The sequence below is a fragment of the Burkholderia sp. IT-111MI5 genome, assembly GCF_949752865.1.
GTDB lineage: Bacteria > Pseudomonadota > Gammaproteobacteria > Burkholderiales > Burkholderiaceae > Burkholderia > Burkholderia pyrrocinia_C.
Window position 1 is genome coordinate 122,166 of the sequence record NZ_CATKIF010000072.1, and the last position, 22,339, is coordinate 144,504.

At 63.9% G+C, this 22,339-nt stretch carries 23 protein-coding genes; 18 read left to right on the plus strand and 5 right to left on the minus strand.

Going from position 1 to position 22,339, the window contains the following annotated elements; all coding sequences use genetic code 11:
- Positions 1–49 precede the first annotated feature (49 nt).
- Together ACM6JT_RS33605 and ACM6JT_RS33610 are read left to right on the plus strand one after the other, a co-directional pair.
- Positions 50–769 (plus strand): VOC family protein, encoded by a 720-nt coding sequence (locus tag ACM6JT_RS33605; protein WP_235212528.1) that lies wholly within the window; start codon positions 50–52, stop codon positions 767–769.
- A 307-nt stretch (positions 770–1,076) separates the two neighbouring features.
- Positions 1,077–2,642: a methyl-accepting chemotaxis protein gene (locus ACM6JT_RS33610; RefSeq protein ID WP_414858067.1), complete on the plus strand. Its 1,566-nt coding sequence runs from the start codon at positions 1,077–1,079 to the stop codon at positions 2,640–2,642.
- A 139-nt stretch (positions 2,643–2,781) separates the two neighbouring features.
- On the opposite strand, the gene ACM6JT_RS33615 is transcribed toward ACM6JT_RS33610, so the two are convergent.
- Positions 2,782–3,189, minus strand: coding sequence for a DUF3224 domain-containing protein (locus tag ACM6JT_RS33615; protein WP_034182476.1), 408 nt, complete (start codon positions 3,187–3,189; stop codon positions 2,782–2,784).
- Between the two features lie 156 nt (positions 3,190–3,345).
- On the opposite strand from ACM6JT_RS33615, the gene ACM6JT_RS33620 reads away from it, so the two are divergent.
- Complete coding sequence (locus tag ACM6JT_RS33620) at positions 3,346–3,990, plus strand: HD domain-containing protein (protein WP_175749234.1); 645 nt, start codon at positions 3,346–3,348, stop codon at positions 3,988–3,990.
- 121 nt (positions 3,991–4,111) lie between these two features.
- A complete protein-coding gene (locus tag ACM6JT_RS33625) occupies positions 4,112–5,356 on the plus strand; it encodes a saccharopine dehydrogenase family protein (RefSeq protein WP_407972975.1) in 1,245 nt (414 codons plus the stop codon).
- Between the two features lie 81 nt (positions 5,357–5,437).
- On the opposite strand, the gene ACM6JT_RS33630 is transcribed toward ACM6JT_RS33625, so the two are convergent.
- Positions 5,438–6,316 (minus strand): LysR substrate-binding domain-containing protein, encoded by an 879-nt coding sequence (locus tag ACM6JT_RS33630; protein WP_407972974.1) that lies wholly within the window; start codon positions 6,314–6,316, stop codon positions 5,438–5,440.
- A 132-nt stretch (positions 6,317–6,448) separates the two neighbouring features.
- On the opposite strand from ACM6JT_RS33630, the gene ACM6JT_RS33635 reads away from it, so the two are divergent.
- Entirely contained in the window at positions 6,449–7,081 is a 633-nt protein-coding gene (locus ACM6JT_RS33635; RefSeq protein ID WP_407972973.1) for an FMN-dependent NADH-azoreductase, read from the plus strand.
- Between the two features lie 81 nt (positions 7,082–7,162).
- On the opposite strand, the gene ACM6JT_RS33640 is transcribed toward ACM6JT_RS33635, so the two are convergent.
- Positions 7,163–7,780 (minus strand): LysE family translocator, encoded by a 618-nt coding sequence (locus ACM6JT_RS33640; RefSeq protein WP_105392014.1) that lies wholly within the window; start codon positions 7,778–7,780, stop codon positions 7,163–7,165.
- Positions 7,781–7,847: 67 nt separating this feature from the next.
- Here ACM6JT_RS33640 and ACM6JT_RS33645 point away from each other — a divergent pair, with 67 nt between their 5' ends.
- The 6 genes from ACM6JT_RS33645 (at position 7,848) to ACM6JT_RS33670 (ending at position 12,970) form a co-directional block, all read left to right on the plus strand.
- Positions 7,848–8,771, plus strand: coding sequence for a LysR family transcriptional regulator (locus tag ACM6JT_RS33645; RefSeq protein ID WP_414858068.1), 924 nt, complete (start codon positions 7,848–7,850; stop codon positions 8,769–8,771).
- Positions 8,772–8,784: 13 nt separating this feature from the next.
- On the plus strand, positions 8,785–10,203 hold the full coding sequence (locus tag ACM6JT_RS33650; RefSeq protein WP_414858069.1) for a MerR family transcriptional regulator: 1,419 nt from the start codon (positions 8,785–8,787) through the stop codon (positions 10,201–10,203).
- A gap of 53 nt (positions 10,204–10,256) precedes the next feature.
- Positions 10,257–11,114: an alpha/beta fold hydrolase gene (locus ACM6JT_RS33655; protein WP_414858070.1), complete on the plus strand. Its 858-nt coding sequence runs from the start codon at positions 10,257–10,259 to the stop codon at positions 11,112–11,114.
- A 189-nt stretch (positions 11,115–11,303) separates the two neighbouring features.
- On the plus strand, positions 11,304–12,050 hold the full coding sequence (locus ACM6JT_RS33660) for a MipA/OmpV family protein (protein ID WP_165948170.1): 747 nt from the start codon (positions 11,304–11,306) through the stop codon (positions 12,048–12,050).
- 181 nt (positions 12,051–12,231) lie between these two features.
- Positions 12,232–12,504, plus strand: coding sequence for a hypothetical protein (locus ACM6JT_RS33665; RefSeq protein ID WP_207921151.1), 273 nt, complete (start codon positions 12,232–12,234; stop codon positions 12,502–12,504).
- A gap of 133 nt (positions 12,505–12,637) precedes the next feature.
- On the plus strand, positions 12,638–12,970 hold the full coding sequence (locus tag ACM6JT_RS33670) for a cupin domain-containing protein (RefSeq protein ID WP_258285223.1): 333 nt from the start codon (positions 12,638–12,640) through the stop codon (positions 12,968–12,970).
- A gap of 162 nt (positions 12,971–13,132) precedes the next feature.
- Here the strand turns inward: ACM6JT_RS33670 and ACM6JT_RS33675 are convergent, their stop codons facing one another.
- Positions 13,133–13,432: an H-NS family nucleoid-associated regulatory protein gene (locus ACM6JT_RS33675; protein ID WP_034182467.1), complete on the minus strand. Its 300-nt coding sequence runs from the start codon at positions 13,430–13,432 to the stop codon at positions 13,133–13,135.
- A 281-nt stretch (positions 13,433–13,713) separates the two neighbouring features.
- Here ACM6JT_RS33675 and ACM6JT_RS33680 point away from each other — a divergent pair, with 281 nt between their 5' ends.
- The 3 genes from ACM6JT_RS33680 (at position 13,714) to ACM6JT_RS33690 (ending at position 16,066) form a co-directional block, all read left to right on the plus strand.
- Entirely contained in the window at positions 13,714–14,202 is a 489-nt protein-coding gene (locus ACM6JT_RS33680; protein ID WP_414858071.1) for a RidA family protein, read from the plus strand.
- 94 nt (positions 14,203–14,296) lie between these two features.
- Positions 14,297–15,349, plus strand: coding sequence for an ankyrin repeat domain-containing protein (locus tag ACM6JT_RS33685; protein WP_414858072.1), 1,053 nt, complete (start codon positions 14,297–14,299; stop codon positions 15,347–15,349).
- Positions 15,350–15,814: 465 nt separating this feature from the next.
- On the plus strand, positions 15,815–16,066 hold the full coding sequence (locus ACM6JT_RS33690) for a hypothetical protein (protein WP_034182455.1): 252 nt from the start codon (positions 15,815–15,817) through the stop codon (positions 16,064–16,066).
- Between the two features lie 96 nt (positions 16,067–16,162).
- Here the strand turns inward: ACM6JT_RS33690 and ACM6JT_RS33695 are convergent, their stop codons facing one another.
- Positions 16,163–17,320 carry a histidinol-phosphate transaminase gene (locus ACM6JT_RS33695; RefSeq protein ID WP_414858073.1) on the minus strand — a complete coding sequence of 386 codons (1,158 nt, stop codon included), beginning with the start codon at positions 17,318–17,320 and terminating at the stop codon, positions 16,163–16,165.
- 489 nt (positions 17,321–17,809) lie between these two features.
- Between ACM6JT_RS33695 and ACM6JT_RS33700 the strand changes: the two genes are divergently transcribed.
- From ACM6JT_RS33700 to ACM6JT_RS33715, 4 genes are all read left to right on the plus strand, one after another.
- Positions 17,810–18,901 (plus strand): helix-turn-helix transcriptional regulator, encoded by a 1,092-nt coding sequence (locus ACM6JT_RS33700; RefSeq protein ID WP_217590531.1) that lies wholly within the window; start codon positions 17,810–17,812, stop codon positions 18,899–18,901.
- A gap of 459 nt (positions 18,902–19,360) precedes the next feature.
- Positions 19,361–20,347 (plus strand): TRAP transporter substrate-binding protein, encoded by a 987-nt coding sequence (locus ACM6JT_RS33705; RefSeq protein ID WP_175963414.1) that lies wholly within the window; start codon positions 19,361–19,363, stop codon positions 20,345–20,347.
- The gene (locus ACM6JT_RS33710; RefSeq protein WP_407972962.1) at positions 20,344–20,916 is read left to right on the plus strand and encodes a TRAP transporter small permease; all 573 of its coding nucleotides are present in this window, start codon (positions 20,344–20,346) and stop codon (positions 20,914–20,916) included. The genes ACM6JT_RS33705 and ACM6JT_RS33710 overlap by 4 nt, the downstream gene beginning before the upstream one ends.
- A 4-nt stretch (positions 20,917–20,920) precedes the next feature.
- Positions 20,921–22,273: a TRAP transporter large permease gene (locus ACM6JT_RS33715; RefSeq protein ID WP_105393286.1), complete on the plus strand. Its 1,353-nt coding sequence runs from the start codon at positions 20,921–20,923 to the stop codon at positions 22,271–22,273.
- Positions 22,274–22,339: the final 66 nt, after the last annotated feature.

Sequence of the window (22,339 nt, forward strand, 5' to 3'; positions counted from 1 at the left end):
GCGGTTAGCGCGCCGATTGAACCGCGCACATCGATGGTCAACGAGATCGGTGTCGATTGCTACTGAAAAACGTAGCGGTGCCGGGCGCCGCGTGCCGCGCACCCGCATCGCCACCAACTGCCCGAAACGACGCTGGAGGCTCGCCGGGCCATCCGTGATCGAATCTGTCGCGGTAACGAGAATCAGGAGAAGTCGAGGCGGTACGAATAGGAATGCTTATTTCGCAAGATCGTGGAACCGACAGGCGACTGAACCATGCCGGTTGCCGACGAACGCAATCGGCCGTTGCCTCTCCCTTTGCAGACCTTCGGCGCCCGGAGGACAATACCCCGGGAAATCTCGTCGGAGGCAGCGCGACATGACCAAATTTCAGCCCGATGGATGGCATACCATCACGCCTCGAATCGTCGTCCGGGATCCGGAGAACCTGATCGAATTCATCCGGACGGTGTTTCGCGCACAGGGCGAATTCCGCGTCGGGCTGCCTGCCGAAATCCGGATCGGCGATTCCGTCGTGATGATCAGCGGCGGAGACGGCCTGCGCGATCCGATGCCGGCGTTTCTGTACGTCTATGTCGAGGATGCCGATTCGACCTATCGGCGAGCGATGGCAGCGAATGCGATCTCGCTCGAAGTTCCAGCCGACATGCCGTACGGCGACAGGCGCGCGATGGTGAAGGATCCGTGGGGAAACACATGGCAGATTGCCACGCACCAGCGCGACTTCCCGGTTGACGGGATTCGTTCAAGGCTGGCCAACGACGGATAGCCGATGGTAGCGGTGCAGCGCGCGCTCCGAGGGTTCCGCTTTCCGTCCGCAGTTGCCCGAATTCCGCTTACGGTGCCCGGCCAGCACCGCTTCGCTCGACAGCGAACGCACCGGCTGCACGCAGCTTCCGCGCCTCATTTGTCGCAATCGTCAAGATTCGCGTCGCGTGCAGATAAAACCTTCCCGCAGACCCCGCCGTTAACCCGTTCGTAGCCCACGCGCCGCGTGTTGCGATGCAGCGCTCGTCTTTCGTGATCCGGAATCCACATCCGCCGCTGGCCGCGCGTGGTCGGCGCAAGGGAACGTCATGCGAAAACAATTCACCATCCGTGGCGGACTCGTCGCGACCATCGCCGGCTATACCGTGCTGCTCGTGCTGGTGGTCGGCGCATGCATCGCCGGCCTCTACGTGAGCAATGGCTCGCTCGAGGCGATGTACCGCGACGATACCGCGTCGCTGCTGCACCTGAAGACCAGCTCCGAGCGGATGCTCGTGCTGCGCGAACGCATGAGCGACGTCGCGCAGATCATCAGCGCGGGCCAGCCGGCCAAGGCGGAAATCGCGCAACTGCATACGCTCCTCAAGCAGAGCAACGACGAACTGGACGCCTACACGCGCCTGCACGTGCGCGACGCCAACGAGCAGGCGCTGTTCGACACGCTGCAGAACCGCCGCCGCGCGCTGCTCGAGCGCGTGTTCCTGAAGGCGCTGTCGCAGCTCGACGGCGACGACGCGTTCAACTTCCTCGATACGCAGCGCACGGCGCCGCCGGCGCTGTTCGCTGCGTACCAGGATGCGATCGACGCGCTCGAATCGTTCCAGATCGCACGCGAAAAAGCCCGCTACGATGCGGCCGGCGTCAATTTCCACCGGATCGTGTGGGGGATGGCGGCGGTCGCGGTGCTTGCGCTCGTCGTCGGCTTCTTTGCGCAGCGCGTGCTCGCGAAGGCGATCATCGAGCCGATCAATCTCGCGGTCGATCAATTCGAAAAGATCTCGAAAGGCGACCTGACCGGAACGGTCGTCATTCCCGGCGCAAACGAAATGGCCTATCTGCTGAATGCACTGAAGCGGATGCAGGACGGCCTCGTCGACACCGTGAACCAGGTGCGCGCGAGCACCGAGACGATCGTCGGCGACGTCCGCACGATCGCAAGCGGCAACGTCGACCTGTCCGCGCGCACCGAGCAACAGGCCGTGTCGCTGCAGCAGGCGGCGGCGAGCGTCGAGCAACTGACGGCGGCCGTGCGCCAGAATGCGGACAACGCGCGCGATGCCCGCACTTACGTCGAGGGCGCGGCCGGCATCGCGTCGCGCGGCGGCGACGCGATGCGGCGCGTCGTCGAGACGATGTCCGAGATTTCGCACAGCTCCGCGCGGATCTCCGGCATCGTCGGCGTGATCGAGAGCATCGCGTTCCAGACGAACATCCTCGCGTTGAACGCTGCCGTCGAGGCCGCACGTGCGGGCGAGCAGGGGCGCGGTTTCGCGGTCGTCGCGACGGAAGTTCGCGGGCTGGCGCAGCGTTGCGCGTCGGCGGCGAAGGAAATCAAGGATCTGATCGGCAATTCCGCGCGACGGGTCGAAGACGGCAGCGGCCTCGTCACGCTGGCCGGCTCGGCGATGACCGAACTCGTCGCCGCGGTCGAACGCGTGAACGCGATCATGAGCGAAACGAGCAATGCATTCGAGGAACAGTCGTCGGGCATCGAGCAGGTGAACGCCGCGGTCATCCAGATGGAGCAGACGATGCAGCGCAACGCCGCGCTGGTCGAGGAAGCGGCGGCCGCGGCGCTGTCGCTCGACGAACAGGGTTCGCGGCTGAGCGCGGCGGTCGCGCAGTTCCGGTTGCGCGACGAGGTGGTCGCGTGACGTACTGATGTCCGCGACCGCAGCCGGGTTGTCGATGTCGATTGCTTTCGTGACGCGCTGATGAATGAGGCCGCTGCTTTCCGTACGGCGCGCGAGAGGCTGGAGCGCGTCATCGTCTAGCTGCACTCTTGATGTCGATTCACTGCGGCGATTCGGGCAACTCGTAGTCTAAGGTGTACGAATGCCGGCCGTTGTCGATGTTGATGATCATCGAGCCGGAGAGCCCCAGCAATTCTCCCGCTCCGGAATCGGGCACGACGGTGATCGATTGCTTCGGCTGCCCACGGGTCATGGTGGAGCTGTGCTGCAGGACAAAGCTGCCTTGGCGGCCACCCAGCGTGCCTTGCACGGTTTCCATCGCGACGTAGCCCGCGGAGCCCTGAACACTGCTTCGAAACGCGAGCATCTCGCCGTGGCTGACGGCTTCGAGGTCGCCGTGAAATTGCTTGTCGAGCGACATGCGGCCGAGCCCGGTGTTTTCCGCGACGCTACTCAGCGATTCCGGATTCAGCTTCACTTCAAACGGACCGTTGGCCTGCAGTTTCATTGCAAATCTCCTCGTCGAATGGGCACCCCGCACTATAAGCCAATCGGGTTCCGTCGGACGGAACGGTTTGCTTTATGCACTCGCATCGACCGCGGATCGTGTGCCGCGTCGCGCTTGCGGCGATAATCGGCATTCAGTCTTTCATCATCCGCACCCGTGACGACATCTGCGTTTGCCCCCTTTCAGGATTTGGCCGAGACCTTGCTGGCTCACTGGAACGACGCCAACGGCGACGGTTCCCATGACACTTCGCATCTGCAACGCGTGTGGAAGAACGCGGCGGCGATCCATGCCGACGAGGGCGGAGACGCCGAAGTGCTGTTTGCGGCAACGCTGCTGCACGATTGCGTCGCGGTAGAGAAAAACTCCCCGCTTCGGCCGCAGGCGTCGCGGCTGTCGGCGGAAAAGGCCAGGTTGGTGCTGAAGTCGCTGGATTGGCCGGACGCGAAGATCGATGCGGTCGCGCATGCGGTCGAAGCGCATAGTTTTTCGGCCGGTGTTACGCCGATGACGCTGGAAGCAAAAACGCTGCAGGATGCCGACCGGCTCGATGCGATCGGCATGCTGGGTGTCGCACGGTGCTTCTATGTCGCCGGCCGGATGGGCAGCGCGCTGTATGACCCGGCCGATCCGCACGCCTCGGCACGCGAGCTCGACGACACGCGATTCGCGATCGATCACTTTCGCACGAAACTGCTGAAGCTGGCGTCGGGTTTTCAGACTGCGACCGGTGCCCGGTTGGCGAACATCCGCCATGATCGCTTGCGCCGGTTTCTTGATGAGTTTGCCGACGAGATTTGATTGTGCCGACGGTGGCCTCAGATCCTGAACCTGCCGACGCCCTTGAAGGCCTTCGATGAACCCGGAAAGCAACGCTAACGGCACGGATGCTCGCGACACGCCCGCGCCGAAGGAACCGTCCATGACCCAGCCGACGCACGATCTCGTCGTATTTGGCGCCACCAGTTTCGTCGGGCAGATCCTGACCCGCTACCTGTCCGAATACCTGCCGGGCGCCGGCGAGACGCTGCGCTGGGCCATTGCCGGCCGTTCCGAAACGAAGCTCAGGCAGGTCAGGGATTCGCTCGGCGCGGCGGGACGGTCCGTGCCGATCATCGTCGCCGACGCGGCCGACGAAGCGCAATTGCGGGTGCTCTGTGCGCAAACGCGGGTGGTCGTATCGACTGTCGGACCCTACGCGCTTTACGGGGAGCCGCTGGTCAGGGTCTGCGCGGAAACCGGCACCGACTACTGCGACCTTACCGGCGAGACGCAGTGGATCAAGCGGATGATCGAAAAATACGAGCCCGCGGCCCGGCAATCGGGCGCGCGCATCGTTCATTGCTGCGGGTTCGATTCGGTTCCGTCGGACATGGGCGTGTTCTTCCTGCAGCAACAGGCAATGCAACGGTGGGGCGTGCCGGCCGGGCAGGTGAAGATGCGCGTCCGAACGCTGAAGGGCGGCGCGTCGGGCGGTACCGTGGCGAGCGTGATCAACGTCGTCCGGGAAGCTGCGGCCGATCCCGCGTTGCGCAGAGAACTGCTCGATCCTTATTCACTGTGCCCGAAAGGGCATGGCTTCACGGTGCGGCAGCATGCGGTTCGATCGGCTGAATTCGATCGCGACTGCGACGCGTGGATCGCGCCCTTCGTGATGGCGGCGATCAACGAGCGTGTCGTGCATCGCTCCAATGCGCTCGCGGGCAATGCGTACGGCAGCCGGTTCACCTATGACGAAGCCGTGATGACCGGTACGGGCCTCAAGGGCCGCCTGGCCGCGCTGACGATGGTGGCGGGCCTCGGCGCGTTCATGGTGGGCGTCGTCATCAAGCCGGTGCGCAGCCTGATGGAGCGCTTCCTGCTGCCGAAACCCGGTGAGGGCCCGAGCGCCGCGGCTCAACTGGCCGGCCGCTACGACTTGCGTTTCTTCGGCCGCACCGACGACGGGCGAACCTTGCGCGTAAAAGTCACCGGCGACCGCGATCCGGGTTACGGCTCCACCGGCAAGATGCTGGGCCAGGCCGCGATCAGTCTTGCGCTGGATTGCGGCAGGGACGGCATCAAGACCGGGCGCGGCGGCGGTTTCTGGACGCCCGCGACGATGTTCGACGAGCGCTTTGTCGAGCGTCTGGTTCGCCACGCGGGGTTGCGTTTCGACGCGATTTGAGCGCGATTCCTGTTGCCACCCGGCGTTATAGGGCACCTTCTTCGCGGCGCCGGCCTGTGCATCAGGCGCGAAGGAAGCTCGCTACGGCCGGTTGCGCTTGCCTGCCCCCGTGCGAACCGCCGCTTCATCTGAAATCGTCGCGGCGAATTCGACGGCGGCCGGCATCCGGACGTCATGCATCATCACGAATTCCGTGTCCGGCAGTTCCGGCAACCCTTCGGGCCCGGCCAGTTCGCGAAGCGTGTCGTCGATCGCACTGCGTGGCACCGGTGCGATCGCGATGCCGGCGCGCGCGAACGTCAGGATGCCGGTGACGCTCGGGCTTTCGCATGCGATCCGGTAGCGCATGCCGGCCAGCGCGAGCGCCTTGATGGCGGCACCTCGGTACGGACACGGATCGGGAAAGCATGCGAGCGGGACATCGCCTTCCGGCAGCGGCTCGTGGCGCGCAAATGCCCAGACGAGCGGTTCCTGCCACAACGTCGCGCCCTGGCCCGAGTGCGAACACCGGCTGCCGATCACGAGATCGAATTCGCCGTTGGCGTGCCGTCGAAACAAACTGTCGCCGATGTCGACCGTCAGATCGAGCCGCAAGCCGCGTCGCGCGGCGCTGTAGCGGCGCATCGCGTCGGGTAGCCAGCCTCCCGCGAAATCCTCCGATGCGCCGATACGCAGCTTGATCTCGACTGCGCCGTCGGGCCCCAGCCTGGACCGGGCTTCCTCGCTCAGGTTGAGCATCGCGCGAGCGTATCCGAGCAGCGTCGCGCCATGCGCGGTGAGCGTGACGCTGCGCGTATTGCGCACGAGCAGCGCACGGCCGACCTGTTCTTCAAGACGAACGACCTGGGCGCTGACCGCGGATTGGCTGAGATTCAGCCTGCGACCGGCGCCGGTAAAGCTCCGCATGTCGGCGACCGCCACAAACGTATGAAGCAGCGCCGTGTCGAGGGGATGGCTCATTGATCACCAGATCAGGTTAATTCAATCAATTAATAGCGTTTAAAAATTATAGGCCGATTCGATAATCTGCGAATCGTAGTGGGCGGCCGCGCATCCCGCGCGTCGCCGTCACTCTTGGCGAGGACAGGCTCCATGACACGCGTGCTCTATATCGAAGGTTCACCCAACAAGGCCTATTCGGCGTCCATCGAAGTGTGTCAGGCATTTCTCGATGCATACCGGCACGCACATCCCGATCACGAGATCCGGAAGCTCGACATCTGGGATCTGGCGATGCCCGAGTTCGACGCAGCCGCGCTGGCCGCGAAATACGCCGGATTGAGCGGAATCGCGTTGACGCCGGAACAGGCCGCGGCGTGGCAGCAGATCGAGCAGCTCGCGGCGCCGTTCCATGAAGCGGACAAGTTCCTGTTCGGTGTGCCGCTGTGGAATTTCAGTATTCCATACAAACTCAAGCACCTGATCGACGCGATCTCGCAGAAGGACGTGCTGTTCACGTTCGACGGTTCGGGTTTTGCCGGCAAGCTGGCCGGGAAAAAGGCGGCGGTCGTCTATGCGCGCGGGCTCAGCTACGAGTCGCCGGGTTCGTTTACGCCGGCCGCCGAGTTCGACCTTCAGCGCCCGTACATGGAAACCTGGCTGAAGTTCGTGGGCGTGAAAGACATCACCGGCATCGTGGTCGAGCGCACGTTGTTCGGTCCGGACGGAAAGGTCGATCGCAGCCGTGCGATCGACGAAGCCCGTGCGATTGCGCGCGCGTTCTGAATAAGGCAGCCGCGCTTCGCATCCGGCGCGTCAGCGGAACATGCCTGACGGCCGCCTGGAAGCGCGGACCGGACACGCGAATCAGCGGCCGCCACGCGCGATGGCGAGCGCGACGCCGAAGCCCACGAGCAAGCCTCCGAAGGTGCGGTCGATCCAGTGACGCAGCGACAGCAATCGCTCGCGGACTGCCGTGGCGGAGAAGCAGACGGCCACCAGACTGAACCAGCCCGCATGCGCGAACGCGATGAAGGCGCCGTAGCCGATCTGCACGATCAACGGCGTGTCGGGCCGGACTGCCTGCATGAACAGGCTGACGATGAATACCGTGGTTTTGGGATTCAGCACATTGGTCAAAAAACCGGTGCGCAGCGCCGCCAGATCGGACAGCGGCGCCACATTTACGGTGGGTTGCCCGGTGTCGGCCTTCGCCATGAGCATCTTTGCGCCGAGGTAGATCAGGTAGATCGCGCCGACGAGCTTGACGGCATTGAAGAGCCACAGCGATTGGCGGATCAGCAGGCCCACGCCCAGCAGCGTGTAGCTCACGTGGACCGTCACGCCGAGCCCGATGCCCAGCGCAGTGAGCAGGCCCGATCGGCGCGACAGCATCAGGCTGTTGCGCGTGACCATCGCGAAGTCCGGCCCGGGGCTGATGACGGCCAGCAGCGTAATGGTGACTACAACTATCAGTTCCGTCATCGCGTCGTCCTTTCGATTGATGTCGTCATGGCACAATCATAGGGACCGTATTCCATCCGGAAAAGCGATGATTTCTGACCAGAATGGTGAGATTGACTCACAACAAGTCCGTACAAACCTGCCGTCGCTGATGGCGTTGCGCTGTTTCGAGGCGGCGGCGCGTCACGAGAATTTCAGCCGTGCCGCCGACGAACTGTGCGTGACTCACGGCGCGGTCAGCCGTGCGGTGCGTCTGCTCGAAGACGACCTGGGTGTGGCGCTGTTCCAGCGGCGCAGCCGTCGTGTGTTCCTGACCGACGCGGGCCGCAAGCTGGCCCAGGCGGTGCATGACGGCCTGGGCCTGATGCGTCACGCCGCGCACGAATTGCGTACCGAGGCCGCCCGCGCGCGGCGTTGGGTTCTGTCGTGCGAGCCCACGCTGTTGATGCGTTGGCTGATCCCGCGCTGGCCGGATTTTCAGGCCCGATACGCGGGCGTCGATATCCACCTGGCCGCTGCGGGCGGGCCGTTTTCGTTCGACAGCGGCATCGACATGGCTATCCGCCGCAACGACTTTGCGTGGCCAGCTGGTTATCACGCCGAGCGTCTGTTCACCGAGAGGGTGGGGCCGGTTTGTCGGCCGGACAAAGTCGATGCGTGGTTTTCCAGTGGCCGCGATGGTTGTTTGTTGAAGCCGGATGCTCCGCAATTGCATACGCGGACCAGACCGGACGCGTGGAAGGAATGGGCGGTGGCCGCGAATCGGCCGGCGGGGAGCGGGCGGCGGCAGATGTTCGACCATTTCTATTTCAGTCTGCAGGCGGCCGTCGCGGGGCTGGGGGTTGCCATCGGCCCCTGGCATCTCGTTCGCGACGATCTGGAAAGCGGTGTGCTGGTCGCGCCGATGGGTTTCGTGGAAGACGGCTCGCACTACTGCTTGTTGACGCCGGAACCCGTGACGGCCGGAAGCGCGCAGTCGGATCTGCTTGCTTGGTTGAAGACGATGGTTTGACGGGTGCGGAAGGGTGCTCGAAGATGGTCGGCTAACGACGAACGAGATCGGCTGCTTCCGGCTGCAGATTCAATCGGTCGTGACCTCGGGCATCTGGCCGAAAGGCGAACTTCACGCTCGCACGTCCGGGCCGCTGGTAAACTCGGGCGGCCAAGACAACTTTTCCCGGTCACATGAGCACTCGACGCACCGACGCACCTGCCAACGTCACTTCAATGATGCGCAGGCCTTTGCGCCTTATGTGACGAGGCTGGAATCAGAAAGCTGCGCCGGAACCTACGCCAGCGAATTTCTGAAAGCCGTTGCTGTTTGTTCAGGAGCAGAAATTCGCCCGGAACGCGTCAGTCACGGACATCGAGCAAATCCCACTTCCCTATCCGCCATACTCCATATTGTTGACGGAATTTCTATGCCATTAACGGTTGGCATGCTTGCCCGACGTTGCGGCATTACCGTCCGCGCGTTGCACTACTACGATCAGACAGGTCTGCTGAAGCCGATCGGCCGCTCTACGTCAGGCTATCGGTTGTACGACGAAGCCAGCGTATCGACGATCAGGACGATCCAGGCGCTGCGTGGTCTGGGCCTGACACTGGATGCGATCGCGCAGATGCTGCGCAACCGGCAGCTCGCGCTGGCGGAAGTGATTGCCGAGAGCCGGCGCGCAATCGACGCTGAACTGACAAGGTTGAATGCGCTGAGCGAGCGGCTCGGGGTGCTGCAAGCGGCCTCCGATTCGGGCATGACCTGGCGCGATGCGGACTGGCCGGACACGCTCGCGTTGCTCGATCGGTATCGGGAACACTTCAACACGTCGGAAATTGCGACGATCCTTGCGCGTTGGAAGGACATGGAAGCGGCCTTGTCGACATTGTTTTCGGACGTGCGCGACGCAATGGATCGGCATGTCCCGCCGGACTCCCGCGAAGCGCAAAAGCTCGCGTATCGCTGGCTTGCCGCCGCGATGAAATGGATGGACGGCGACATCGGTATCACGCGGCGCTGGCGGCAGTTGCATGTCGGCGCGGCGCCGGCTCCCGACCATGCAGGGCTCGATCACACGCTGATCGCCTATATCGAACAGGCGACCCGTCTGCATCTGGCGGCCTGGCGGCGCCACCTGACGGACGACGAAATCCAGCGCCTCGACAAGACGCTGTCGGCCGAATGGATCACGCTCGGTGCAGACATCAGACGGGCGATCGCCTGCGGCGCCGACAATGGAGATTCCGCTTCGCTCGCGAGCCGCTGGCACTCGCTGCTCGAACGAACGGCGCGCGGCGACGTCGCGCTACGCCGCAAGCTGCAACAGGCACTGCGTGACGAGCCCATTCTGCAAGCCGGCCATCCGATCGATTCCGACGTACTCGCATGGCTGCAGCGTCAGGGAGCCGTCATTGCCGACGACGGCAACGATGAGTCTGGCGCTTGACCCTCACGTGGACGTCAGGGTTCATGCTGGCGTCTTTTCATCGGAGGAAGCGCATGGACCCCATACCGGACGAACTGAACGAGTTCCGGATCGGTGCTCGTCCCGTTCGAGCAATGCGGCTGGACGGCGGTATCCTGGCCGCGCAAGTGGGTAGCGGACCGCCAGCGGTCGTCGTACTGAATGGCGGACAAGCCTTCGTCTCGAAGGCGACCCCGCGTCGGCTGCGGCGCGACCTGCGCCGCGTTGCCGGCATCCTGCCGCCCGACACGCCGTTCGTACTGCTTGGATATCCCGACAAGCCCGGCGCGCAATACCGGATCACCGACATCGTTGCGCATATCGCGCGCGCGATCGCCACGCATTGGCAGTGCACGACGCTCATCGGCATCTCGTTCGGAGGCGTCGTCGCGGCGCGCCTTGCGGCTGCCCATCCGGAACTCGTCTCACGACTCGTGCTGGTCTCGAGTGCGCATCGCCTGGCTCCGGACGGCTGTCGACTGGTCGAGCAGCAAATCATTCACGCTACCCGCTCCGAGTTCGTACGCCTGCTCGATACGATGTCCGGATGCTTCCGCGCGGGCTGGCGCAACCTGCTCCTGCGCGCTGCGTTGCTCGGCCGACGCCGCAGCGTCGCGTCGTCGGTCAACGCCAGACACGTCATAGTCCGCACCCTGCGCGCGTTGCGTGACGACGCACACGACGGTTCGCCGTGGCCCCGCCAGATCCGCGCAGATACGCTGATCGTCGGCGGCACCGCCGACCCGATCTTCGCCGACGCGGCGCGCGAAACGTCCGCGTGGGTGCCGTCGGTCACTCATCATGCGCTGCTAGGCGAAGGGCATATGGTGATGATCGAGCGCCGGAGGCAGGTCGCCCGGCTCGTCCGGGACTGGCTCGATCCGCGATCCTGATCTTCGCGTTCACGGTACACGTCCGGGCTCGATCGTCTCGTTGATATCCACGAGGCCAGCCCACTGTCTTGGGGATCCGTGCGTCCCCGGATTGCCGTCGTCCCCTCATGGGATTTCTGAAACGGCTTTATAGACCATCTATTTCGTCAAAGAATCAAAATAATGTCCCAGATTTTCAGCCGCTATTGCATTCCGCTCGCCACGCTGACCTTTGCTGTCACCGCACATGCCGAGAACGAATATACGCTTTCGCTTGGCGGTGGCATCGCGCCGCGCTATCAAGGCAGCAATCAGTATCGAGGCGTCATCGGGCCGTCGTTTTCCGCCGTATTTTCCGACGGCTTTTTCATCAGCTCCACAGGCGGGGCAGGCTACCGCTATACATCGCCGCACGGCATGTTCGTGTCCGCATCGATCGGCTACGCGGGCGGGCGCAAGGATTCGAACCGTTTTAGCGGGGATGGTTCGGATTACCTGAAGGGCATGGGCAACGTGCCCGGTTCGGTGATCGCGCAGTGGCGGGCAGGCGTGCGCGACAAAGAGGGCGTCGAACTGTCGGTGACGATCGATGCCCCGATCACGCACACATCGCGCGGGTTCGCCGGACACATCGATCTGGCGGTGCCGCTGCTGCATGCGGGCAAGAATCAAATCGTCTTGACGGGAGCCGCACACGCGGCGACAGGCCGTTATATGCAGACATTTTATGGCGTGACGGATGCGCAGGCGGCGTCAAGCGGATTCCGGCCGTATTCATTGACCGGCGGATTTCATGGCGCGTCGATGTCGTTCGCGTGGACGCACGCCGTGTCGCAACATTGGTCGGTTGTTGCAACGGCCGGGACATCGCGAATCCTTGGCCGCTACGGCGACAGCCCCATCGTGCAGACGCGGAGCAATTACTATGGGGGCGCAGGCATCAATTTCCGATTCTGAAAGAGGCCGGGAAATTTCCCGGTTTTTACACTGCTGTCGAATGTCTCAAAGTGGCCGGCGGCCATCTGAAGTGTTTCAGAACGGGACTTTGGCTTGGTGATCCCGAATGGGTGCCGTGAACTTTCGCGTCCGCACTTGATGTTGCGGATTCGATCGTGCAGCTGAATGTTGGCGGGTCGATATGATGATCGAACCTGGAACGCGCGAATGGTGGGCCTACAAGCGGGATCCGTCGATCAAGCGATCGCGTGCCGAAATGGTGATGCGAACCGCCGACGATATCCCGTATCTGAATCCGCCCGCGGTACTGCTGTTCAAGGCCAGGGATAGGCGCCCCAAAGACCAACAGGATTTCGATAGGGCATTGCCGAAACTGCCGGTTGGCGAACGCGCCTGGCTAAAAGGCTGTCTCGACGCTCTTCACCCCGGTAATGAATGGGCGCAGGCGCTGTAACGGCCATTCGTCATCTTTTTGCGTGCATTCATCGACGCGTTTTTAAATAATGATGTCCGTTGGACTGCAGTGAACATTCCCGGCACCATTGAACCTGCTTTCTTCAAACGAAGGTCAACGACGAGGTCAAATCATGCAACTTCAAACCGGCAACCTGTTCAGCGTCGAAGGGCAGCGCGGCGGCGACGAGCGGATCGACATCCTCGTCACGGGGCAGCGCCTGAACGTCGAGCGGATCGTGTCGATGGGGCACGCGAGTCCCGACGGGTTCTGGTATGACGACTCGCGCGCCGAATGGGTCGTGCTGCTGTCGGGGGCGGCCGTGCTCGAGTTCGAAGAGGGTTCGACGCGGCACGACATGCGCCCCGGCGATTACGTGCTGATCGAGCCGCATTGCCGCCATCGCGTCGCGTGGACGCATGAAGACGAGCAAACCGTCTGGCTTGCGATCTATTACGAACGCTGAAGAAAGTATCGGCGCGCGACGCAATCTGGCGATGAGCCGGCGCGCCACGCGCTGAATGAGACAAATCGCCATCAACCCGGAGCGGTCTTTGAATACCGCCGGTACCGATGCCCAATATGCCGGACAGCGCGCTGAACCGCGCGCCGGTGCGCGTCGAGAACCTTATTCCTGAATCAGGAATCGATTGCGATTCTTCGCATCCTTGATCCATGCGGGCGCACGGCCACGGCCGGACCAGGTTGCCCCGGTCTTCGGGTCGCGATACTTGGCCTGCACGGGGGCGGCTGCTTGCTTGGCCGACCGGCCTCGACGTACGCCGAAAATGTCCTTCTCGGTAATGCCGAATTCCGCGACCTTGGCGCGGATGTCGTCGACGATCGACTGGAATTCCGCGGCGCGCGCTGCTTCGGCTTTCTCGGCCAAAGCTTCCATTTGAGCTTTCAGTTCCTTGTAAGTTGCCATATATCGCTCTTCGGGTTGTGTGCCCATATGATAGCGGTTTAAACCGGAAATGATGAGGAAATTCTCTCCGACTACGCGTTGCGCCGTCGATATGGCGCACAAGACTGCTTCGAACACCTGAAAAGTCCGTCGCTTCGGCGAACTCGCACTGGATTGCGCGGCAGCGCTGGACGATCCGGTCGCGTCCCTTTGGCCGTTCGCGGCCGACTTTCTCTTTCGGGACACGCTCGGGAGACTCGACTATTCTTTATCTTTTTTCGGAAGTATCGGGGAATTCACTGATGAACAGAGACGATAAGCTGATACAGGTCGCGGCCGAATTCGGATTCGATCCGGACGAGGAAATCAGGATCGGCGGAAAGTACACGCCGGTTCTGGTCGACGGGAGTACGGCCTATATTGCCGGCCAGATTCCGCGGGTGGGGGAAGTGGTGCACTTCGTCGGCGTCGTGGGCGAATCCGTTTCGCTGGACGACGGTCGCCGTGCGGCGGGAATATCGGCGCTGCGTGCGCTGTCGCTGATTCGCAAGCACTGCGGCACGCTCGATGCGATAGCGACGGTTCCGCGCATCACCGTGTACGTGCGAAGCGCACCCGGCTTCACGATGCAAAGTGAAGTGGCCGATGGCGCGTCCGACGTTTTGTATGCGGTGCTCGGCGATGCGGGCGTTCATACGCGTTCGTCGGTCGGCGTGCTGCAATTGCCGAAAGGTGCTTCGGTGGAAGCGGATTTCATTTTCGGGTTGCAGCGTAGCCATGCCGGTAGCTGATTCTTCGCGAGCCGGATTCCACATGCAGGCAGCATTGCGAAACATACAGACAACCGATGCATGATGCGTATTCCTGCGATGGCGGAGACTTGTAATGCCGAAAGCAAAAAAGAAGCTGCTACCGAAGGACTTCGAAACATTGCTCGACGAAGGCGACCTTGCGAAGCTTCAGGCGGTGTTCGACACCTGCGACGTGAATGCGCGCGGCGGGGTCGGCAAACGGACGGCGCTGTCGTTCGACCGTTGCCCCGATGACCTTGCGCGCTGGCTGGTTGCGCAGGGCGCGGATATCGGCGCGGTCGACGCATACGGCAACACCGCGCTGCACGTGCGCGCCCGCAGCCGCCGCGGCCGTTTCGACGTGCTGCTCGAACTCGGCGCGGACGTTCACGATGACGGTGCATCGATCGGCACCGCACTGCACGCGGCGGCCGATTCGCGCAATGCGCAGTCCGCCCGCGTGCTGCTCGACTACGGCGCTCGCGTCGACGCATTGAACCGCGACGGGCAGACGCCGCTCGAGCGTGCGCTGCGCACCTGCGGCAATGCGGATCTGGAACAGATGGTCGCGCTCGCCGAGGTGCTGCTCGGCGCCGGCGCGGCGAGGACGCCGCCCATGCAAACCAGCGTCACGGAGATCGGCGAGCGTTTCGAGTTCATGCGCGAGCGCTTCAACCCGGCGTCCGTCGATGCGGCCAGCGCCGCGCTGGAGCGGCTCTACGCGCTGTTCGACGTGCCGCCGGTGCCGCGCCGTCAACTGCACGACGCGCACTCGCCGATCGTCGTCGCGGCCGGCACGTGGCAGGAGCAGCATCAGGCTTTGTGGACGCAACTGGTGCCGTGGACAGGGCATGCAGCGACGGTGCAGGGCGAACTCATCCGGATCTCGGGCCGCATCGAGTATGAACTCGACCACAACGGCGGCTGCAACTGGGACGCGGACTTCCGGAAGATGGCCGATGCGTTCGCGGCATTCGTGCGCACCGGTACGCCGCTGCCGTCGGCCGATTTGTCTGACGTGGAAGCGCTCGTGCACGACGTCAAGCACCAGTCGGGCGACCCGGCGCAACTGTGCCGGTTCGCTGTCGCATGGGTGTGCCTGAACCCCGATCCGGTCAAACTCGAGCCGCCGCCTTATCGGAGGTAACCACGCTCCGTTGCGCACGGGGCGATATCTGTCCGTACACGCTGAAAATCCCCGTTTCCGACTCGCCCGACAACAGCGCACCGGCGGCAGGCCGTTCGAGTCGGGCGCGATCGCGCCGCAGCGCCGGCGAGCAGCCGCGTGCTCGCCGGCCATTCCGCTTCCCGTCATTTCCCGAAACCGCCGCTTCCCCGATTTCGGCCGGCATCCCCACTTTTGGGGATGCCGGCGCCGGACAGTCCGCCTACGATTGGCAGCAGGGCATCGGGGGATGGATGTAACCGGAACGCACGGGCAGGGTTGCCATTCCGTGTCGAACGCCGGGAATGCCCACGCAGTTGACTGACACAGGCCGGGCGTACGCTGACGGGCAACGTGTGCGGGGCATCGATGCCTCACTGCATCGCCGCACGATGGCGCGTTGATGACGGAAAGCCTGCTGTCGCATTTCGGGGAATTTCAATCAATATGCTGGCACGAGACTATGTAGAACGGGAGCTTTCTCACATCCAGAGAATGGTGGCTCTCCTGGACAGCGAGACGATCGCTGACGACGTGTCGATGTCGGGCGCCGGGCGCGTGAGGCACCCGAGTTACTGGCGAGGGCGGATCGAGGAACTGCTGTCGACGCCCGATGTGCCGCGTCACCTCAGAAAGCTCAGCGAAACGGTGCTCGCGAAGATCGACGAGATGGAATCGCGATACGTGGCGATGAAGTAAGCGCATCGTTGGTCATTGCGCCGACACGCACCGACACGCGCCGGCCGCCGCGATGGGCGACGTGGCCGGCACGGCGCACCCGAACGGGCGCGATCATCAAACGTCGCCTTCCATCGCGCCATCGACCGCATGGTCCGCTGCCGGTTCGTTCGCCGTCACCGCAAGCAACGCCGCACGAAACGCGGCCATCTCCGCCGCGGTGCCGATGGACACGCGCAGGTATTCCGGCGGGCCGGACTCGCGAATCAGGACGCCGTGGCGCAGGAGCCCGCTCCAGATCCGATGGCGATCGGCAAACTTGCCGAACATCACGAAGTTGGCGTCCGAATCGGCCACGGTGAAACCCTGGCTGCGCAGCCAGCAAACGATTGCGTCGCGCTCGGCCTTGATCGCGTCGACCTGCGACAGCATCTCGTCACGCGCGACCAGCGCCGCGCAGGCGGCCGCCTGCGTAAAGGCGGACAGGTGATAGGGCAGCCGAACCAGCTTCAGCGCTTCGACGATCGCAGGCACGCATGCGCAATACCCGACGCGGCCGCCCGCGAACTTGAACGCCTTGCTTAGCGTGCGGGTAACGATGAGCCGCGGATGGTCGGGCAGCAGCGTCACCGCGCTGCGCACGCCGTGGCGCCGGAACTCCGCATACGCTTCGTCGACGACCACCACGCCCGGCGCGATGTCGAGAATGGCGCGGATATCGTCGACGGGAAGCGCGGTGCCGGTCGGGTTGTTCGGCGACGTCAGCAGAATCACGCTCGGCCGATGCTCGCGGATGCTGTCGATCGCCTGATGCAGATCCAGCGCGAAATCCTCGGTACGCGGCAACGTATGCAGGCGCGTGAAGGTCGTGCGGCAGTATTCGTCGTACATCGGATACGCGGGCGTAAAGGCCAGCGCCGCTCGCCCCGGGCCGCCAAACGCCTGAAGAATCTGCTGGATCACTTCATTCGAACCGTTGGCCGCCCAGACGCTCGACGCGTCGATCGTCACGCCGGTGTCGTGCGTCAGATAGGCGGCCAGATGCGCTCGCAGCTCGGCAAAGTCGCGGTCGGGATAACGGTTCGCCTGCCGCGCCGCGTCGGCCACGGCAGTCGCGATGCGCTCGACCAGCGACGGCGACGGCGGATACGGATTCTCGTTGACGTTCAGGCAGACCGGCACGTCGAGCTGCGGCGCCCCGTATGCGTGCTGCAACCTGAGATCCTCCCTGAGCGGCAATTCCGACAAGGACACTTCTTTCCACGGTCGTTGCATTGAAAAACACTCCGTAAGTTATCGATTGATCGGCGCAGCAGGTTTTTAAGGCGGCAAAAAACAAAAAAGGCGCCGGAGGCGCCTTGGTCGTCGTCTTGATCGGGGCAGCGCCCGATGCAAGTGCTAGATGCGAAACGAACCACGGCGCAACAGAGGGCGTCCGTGGTGATGGTGCAGGTGGGTCGTCGCGTTTCGGATCTTCATGCGCTGCATCATGACATACGCCGATCCTGATGAATAGCCGGTGTCGTGATGAATTCCGCGGAATGCGCGCTGCAATCCCGATCGGCGTTGTCGAGCGCCAGGGTCCCGATCTTTGATGCGGAAAGGAACCGAAAGCTTGTTGAGAATGGCCATTACGTCTGACGATAAACGTTAACAAACGGGGTATTTCAAATTAAATGCGCACCGGTAATTTGAACAATGCCGCTGGTTGAGTAAGATTCGCGCAAGACGTTCGACAAAAACGCACGGCGCGGGGGTAGCCAGATGCAATGGAACGGATTGATTCCATCGGCATGGATCGATGACATCTACGCTGCGGCACTGGGCGATCAACGATGGGAAACGGCGCTGGACGGGCTGCGATCGACGGTCGGCGTGCGCATGGCCACGCTGCTGTCGTTCGACGACGCGGCGCGGGTGCCGGCGATCGAGCAGGCGGCCGGCGACGACGCGTCGTGGGTCGCCACCTGTTACCACACCTACAACACCGAGTTCTACCGGTACGACCCGGTCGTGCCGGTCGCCAGCAACTGGCCGGCGGGCCGCTGGTTCGAGGACGTCAAGCACCTGTCCCCGCGACAGCGCACACACGGCGTGTTCTATCAGGAATTCCTGCGTCCTTACGGGCTCGGCAGCATCTCGGGCCTGTACATCCATCGCGAAGCGGGGGCCGGCGCATTCCTCAGCGTACAGGGCGGCCCGGAATCGCAAGGGCTATCCGGCGATCAGCGCCGCACGATCGAAATCATGGGTACGCATATCAGCCGCGCGCTGCGGATCCACGCGCGCATCGGGGAACTCGAGGCGCGCGTGGCCGCCGCGGAATCGGCGCTCGATGCGATTCCGGTACCGGTGTTCCTGCTCGGCGAACATCGCGAACTGCGTTATACGAATCGCGCGGCCGATCAACTGATCGCGGCGGAACCGGCGATGCGGATCGTGAACGGGCGCTTCGCGCCGGAAGGCTGCGTCGACGATGCGCAATGGCGGCACGCGTTCGCGTGCGGCGGGTTGCTGCTGCGTCGTGCGACGGGCGAACCGTTGTCGCTTGCGCTGATGCCGATTCCCGAACAGTCGCGCCTTCTGCGTGAACGGCCCGGCGTCGCGGCACTGATGACGGCCGCCGACCTGCGTTCGCCGGCGGCCCGCGCGCAGCGGCTGCGCGTGTTCTACGGGCTGTCGTCGGCCGAAGCCGATCTCGCCGTGCTGCTGTGCTGCGACGGGCTGTCGCCGCAGGAATGCGCGGCGCTGCGCGGCGTGTCGATCGGCACGGTCCGCGCGCAGATCAAATCGATCTACGCGAAGACGGATGTGACGCGCGCGGCGCAACTGACGTCGCTGGTCATGCAGACGTGACGGCGCGGCGAGCGCCCGCGCCTGCACGGATTCCTCCCGAACCTTCGTCGTTCCGCCGCACACGATGCGTGTACCGGCGCGTGCTCTTGGCCACGCGCCGGCGTGCTTGTGTCGTGGTCAGTCATCCTATAACGAAGGTGACCGAAGCGAAGGATTGCTTTCCGGCGTCGGGAAACCAGCTGCGCGGGCACCCGATTCAAACGCGAATCCATTTCCGGAAAACGTTTCTCTGAAAATCGCCGGGGCAGAGAAGGCGATTCCCGGACTGATGCCTAAAACCCTTGGCTGCAGCGCTTATAGGGGTATGCACCAAGTGAGTTAAACGATTAACCGACGTACATTCGCGTCAACACATCATACGACGTATGACTCTGCGGCTCAGGGGAGAGCGCATCGCCGACGAACGCGCATGCCGACGGATCGCCGCACAACAACGAACGACCATCAAGGAGACTCACCATGAAGCATCGATTCACCGGTTCCCGTACCGCACTGGCCGTCGCGCTGCTGGCCGGCTTCGCGATGTCCGCGCAGGCGCGCGTGTTCCGCTCGGCGGACGTGCACGGCGACAACTTCCCGACCAACATGGCGGTGAAGTTCATGGGCGACGAGCTGTCGAAGCAGACGGGCGGCAAGGATTCGATCAAGGTGTTCGGCAACAGCGCGCTCGGCTCAGAAAAGGACACGGTCGACCAGGTCCGGATCGGCGCAATCGACATGGCGCGCGTGAACGGCGCGTCGTTCAACGAGATCGTGCCGGAATCGCTGATCCCGTCGTTCCCGTTCCTGTTCCGCGACGTCGATCATTTCCGCAAGGCGATGTACGGCCCGGCCGGCCAGAAGATCCTCGATGCGTTCACGGCGAAGGGGATGATCGCGCTGACCTTCTACGAGAGCGGCGCGCGCTCGATCTACGCGAAGCGCCCGGTGCGCACGCCGGCCGACATGAAGGGGCTGAAGGTGCGCGTGCAACCGTCCGACCTGATGGTCGACGAGATCAGGGCGATGGGCGGCACGCCGACGCCGATGCCGTTCGCCGAGGTGTACACGGGCCTGAAGACGGGCCTCGTCGACGCGGCGGAAAACAACCTGCCGTCGTACGAGGAAACCAAGCACTACGAAGTGGCGCCCGATTACTCGGAGACGCAGCACGCGATGACGCCGGAAGTGCTGGTGTTCTCGAAGAAGATCTGGGACACGCTGTCGCCGCAGGAGCAGGCGGCGATCAGGAAGGCGGCGGCCGATTCGGTGCCGTACTACCAGAAGCTGTGGACCGCGCGCGAGGCGTCCGCACAGCAGGCGGTGGCGAAGGGCGGCGCGAAGATCCTGCCGGCCGCGCAGATCGACCGCGCGGCGTTCGTGAAGGCGATGCAGCCGCTGTGGACGAAGTATGAAAAGACGCCGCAGATGAAGCAGATCGTCGACGAGATCGAGGCGACCAAGTGACGCGTCGCACTTCCCTGAACAGCGCGGTCGCCGCGGATTCGCCGGCCGCCGCCCCGGACGGCGCGGCGCCGGCGCGGCCGCACGCCGCGCCGTTGCTGCGCTGCGTGAACGACGTGCTGTTCCGCGTGCTGGCCGTGATCGCGTCGGCCTGTCTCGCGGTGCTCACGGTGCTGGTGTTCTACGCGGTCGTGATGCGCTACGTGTTCGAGAACGCACCGGATTTCGTCGAGCCGATCGCGCTGCTGCTGGTGATCGTGATCGCGATGTTCGGCGCGGCGATGAAGGTGCGCGACGGCGGCCATATCGGCCTCGATTCGCTCGTGCGCCGGCTGCCGCCGAACGCGCGCACCGTGGTCGTCGCGATCCAGCACCTGAGCCTGATCGCGTTCGCGATCGCGATCATGGTCGGCTGCGGCAGCATGGCCGCCGAGACGATGGGCGACCGCATTCCGATCATCGGGCTGCCCGAAGGCGTGCGCTACCTGATCACGATGCCCGCGGCGGTCGCGATCATCCTCTTCTCGCTCGAGCACCTGCTCGCGCTTCGTCGTTCTTCGTCGGGACAATAACGCCATGGAACTCGCGATCCTGTCCGTCAGTTTTCTGATTTTCCTCGTGCTCGGCGTGCCCGTGTCGTTCGCGCTCGGGATAGCCTGTGTGCTGACCTATATGGTCGAAGGCCTGCCGATCGCAACCGCGATGCAGGCGATGATCTCGGGGATGAATGCGTTCTCGTTCCTCGCGGTGCCGTTCTTCATTTTCTCCGGCGAGCTGATGCTGCACGGCGGCATCGCGGACCGGATCCTGCGCTTCGCGCAGGCGACCGTCGGCCATTTCCGCGGCGGCCTCGGGATGGCGAACGTCGTCGCGTGCACGCTGTTCGGCGGCGTGTCGGGCTCGCCGACCGCCGATACGTCGGCAATGGGCGGCGTGGTGATCCCGCTGATGAAGCGCGAAGGCTACAGCGCCGCGTACGCGGTCAACGTGACGACGCATGCGTCGCTCGCCGGCGCGCTGATGCCGACGTCGACCAACATGATCATCTACGCGTTCGCCGCGCAGGGGATCACGGGGATGCTGCACGGCCAGCCGGTGAGCGGCGTGTCGATCGGCGACCTGCTGTTCTCGGGGCTGCTGCCCGTGTTGTGGGTGATGGGCTTCGTGCTCGCGGCCGCGTACTGGCAGGCCGTGCGTCACGGTTATCCGCGCCGTCCGGACGGCTCCTCCGCGCTGCCCGTGTTTCCCGGCTGGTATGCGGTGCTGCGCAGCTTCGTCGGCGCGGTGCCCGGGCTGATGGTGATCGCGATCATCCTCGTGTGCGTCGCGAAGGGGATTGCGACCGCGACCGAAGCGGCCGCGATCGCCGTCGTGTACTCGCTCGTGCTGACCGCGATCGTCTACCGCACGCTGACGGTCGCGAAGCTGCGCCGCGCGCTGTCGCATGCGGCGCGTACGACGGGTGTCGTGCTGCTGCTGATCGCGGTATCCAACATGCTGCGTTTCCAGATGTCGTACCTGGAGATTCCGGATGCGATCGAAGGACTGCTGAAGCAGTCGACCGCGGCGCCTTGGCTGATGCTGCTGTACATCAACATCATCCAGGTGTTTCTCGGCACGTTCGTCGACATGGCCGCGCACATCCTGATCACGACGCCGCTGTTCCTGCCGATCGCGATGGCGTGCGGCGTCGGGCCGGTGCAGTTCGGGATCATGCTGCTGCTGAACTGCTCGCTCGGCCTCGTGCACCCGCCGATCGGCTCGGTGCAGTTCGTCGGCTGCGCGATCGGCAACGTGTCGATCGGCGAGACCACGAAGATGGCGTGGCCGTATTACCTCGCGATCTTCAGTGCGATCAACATCGTCACGTACATGCCGTTCTTCTCGACCTGGCTGCCGAGTGTCATCAGCGGGCACGCGGTGTTCTGATCGCGCGCTTCGCCTGTCTTCGCCCGTCGCGGCGCCGGACGACCGAGGTTGTCCGGCGCCGCGATC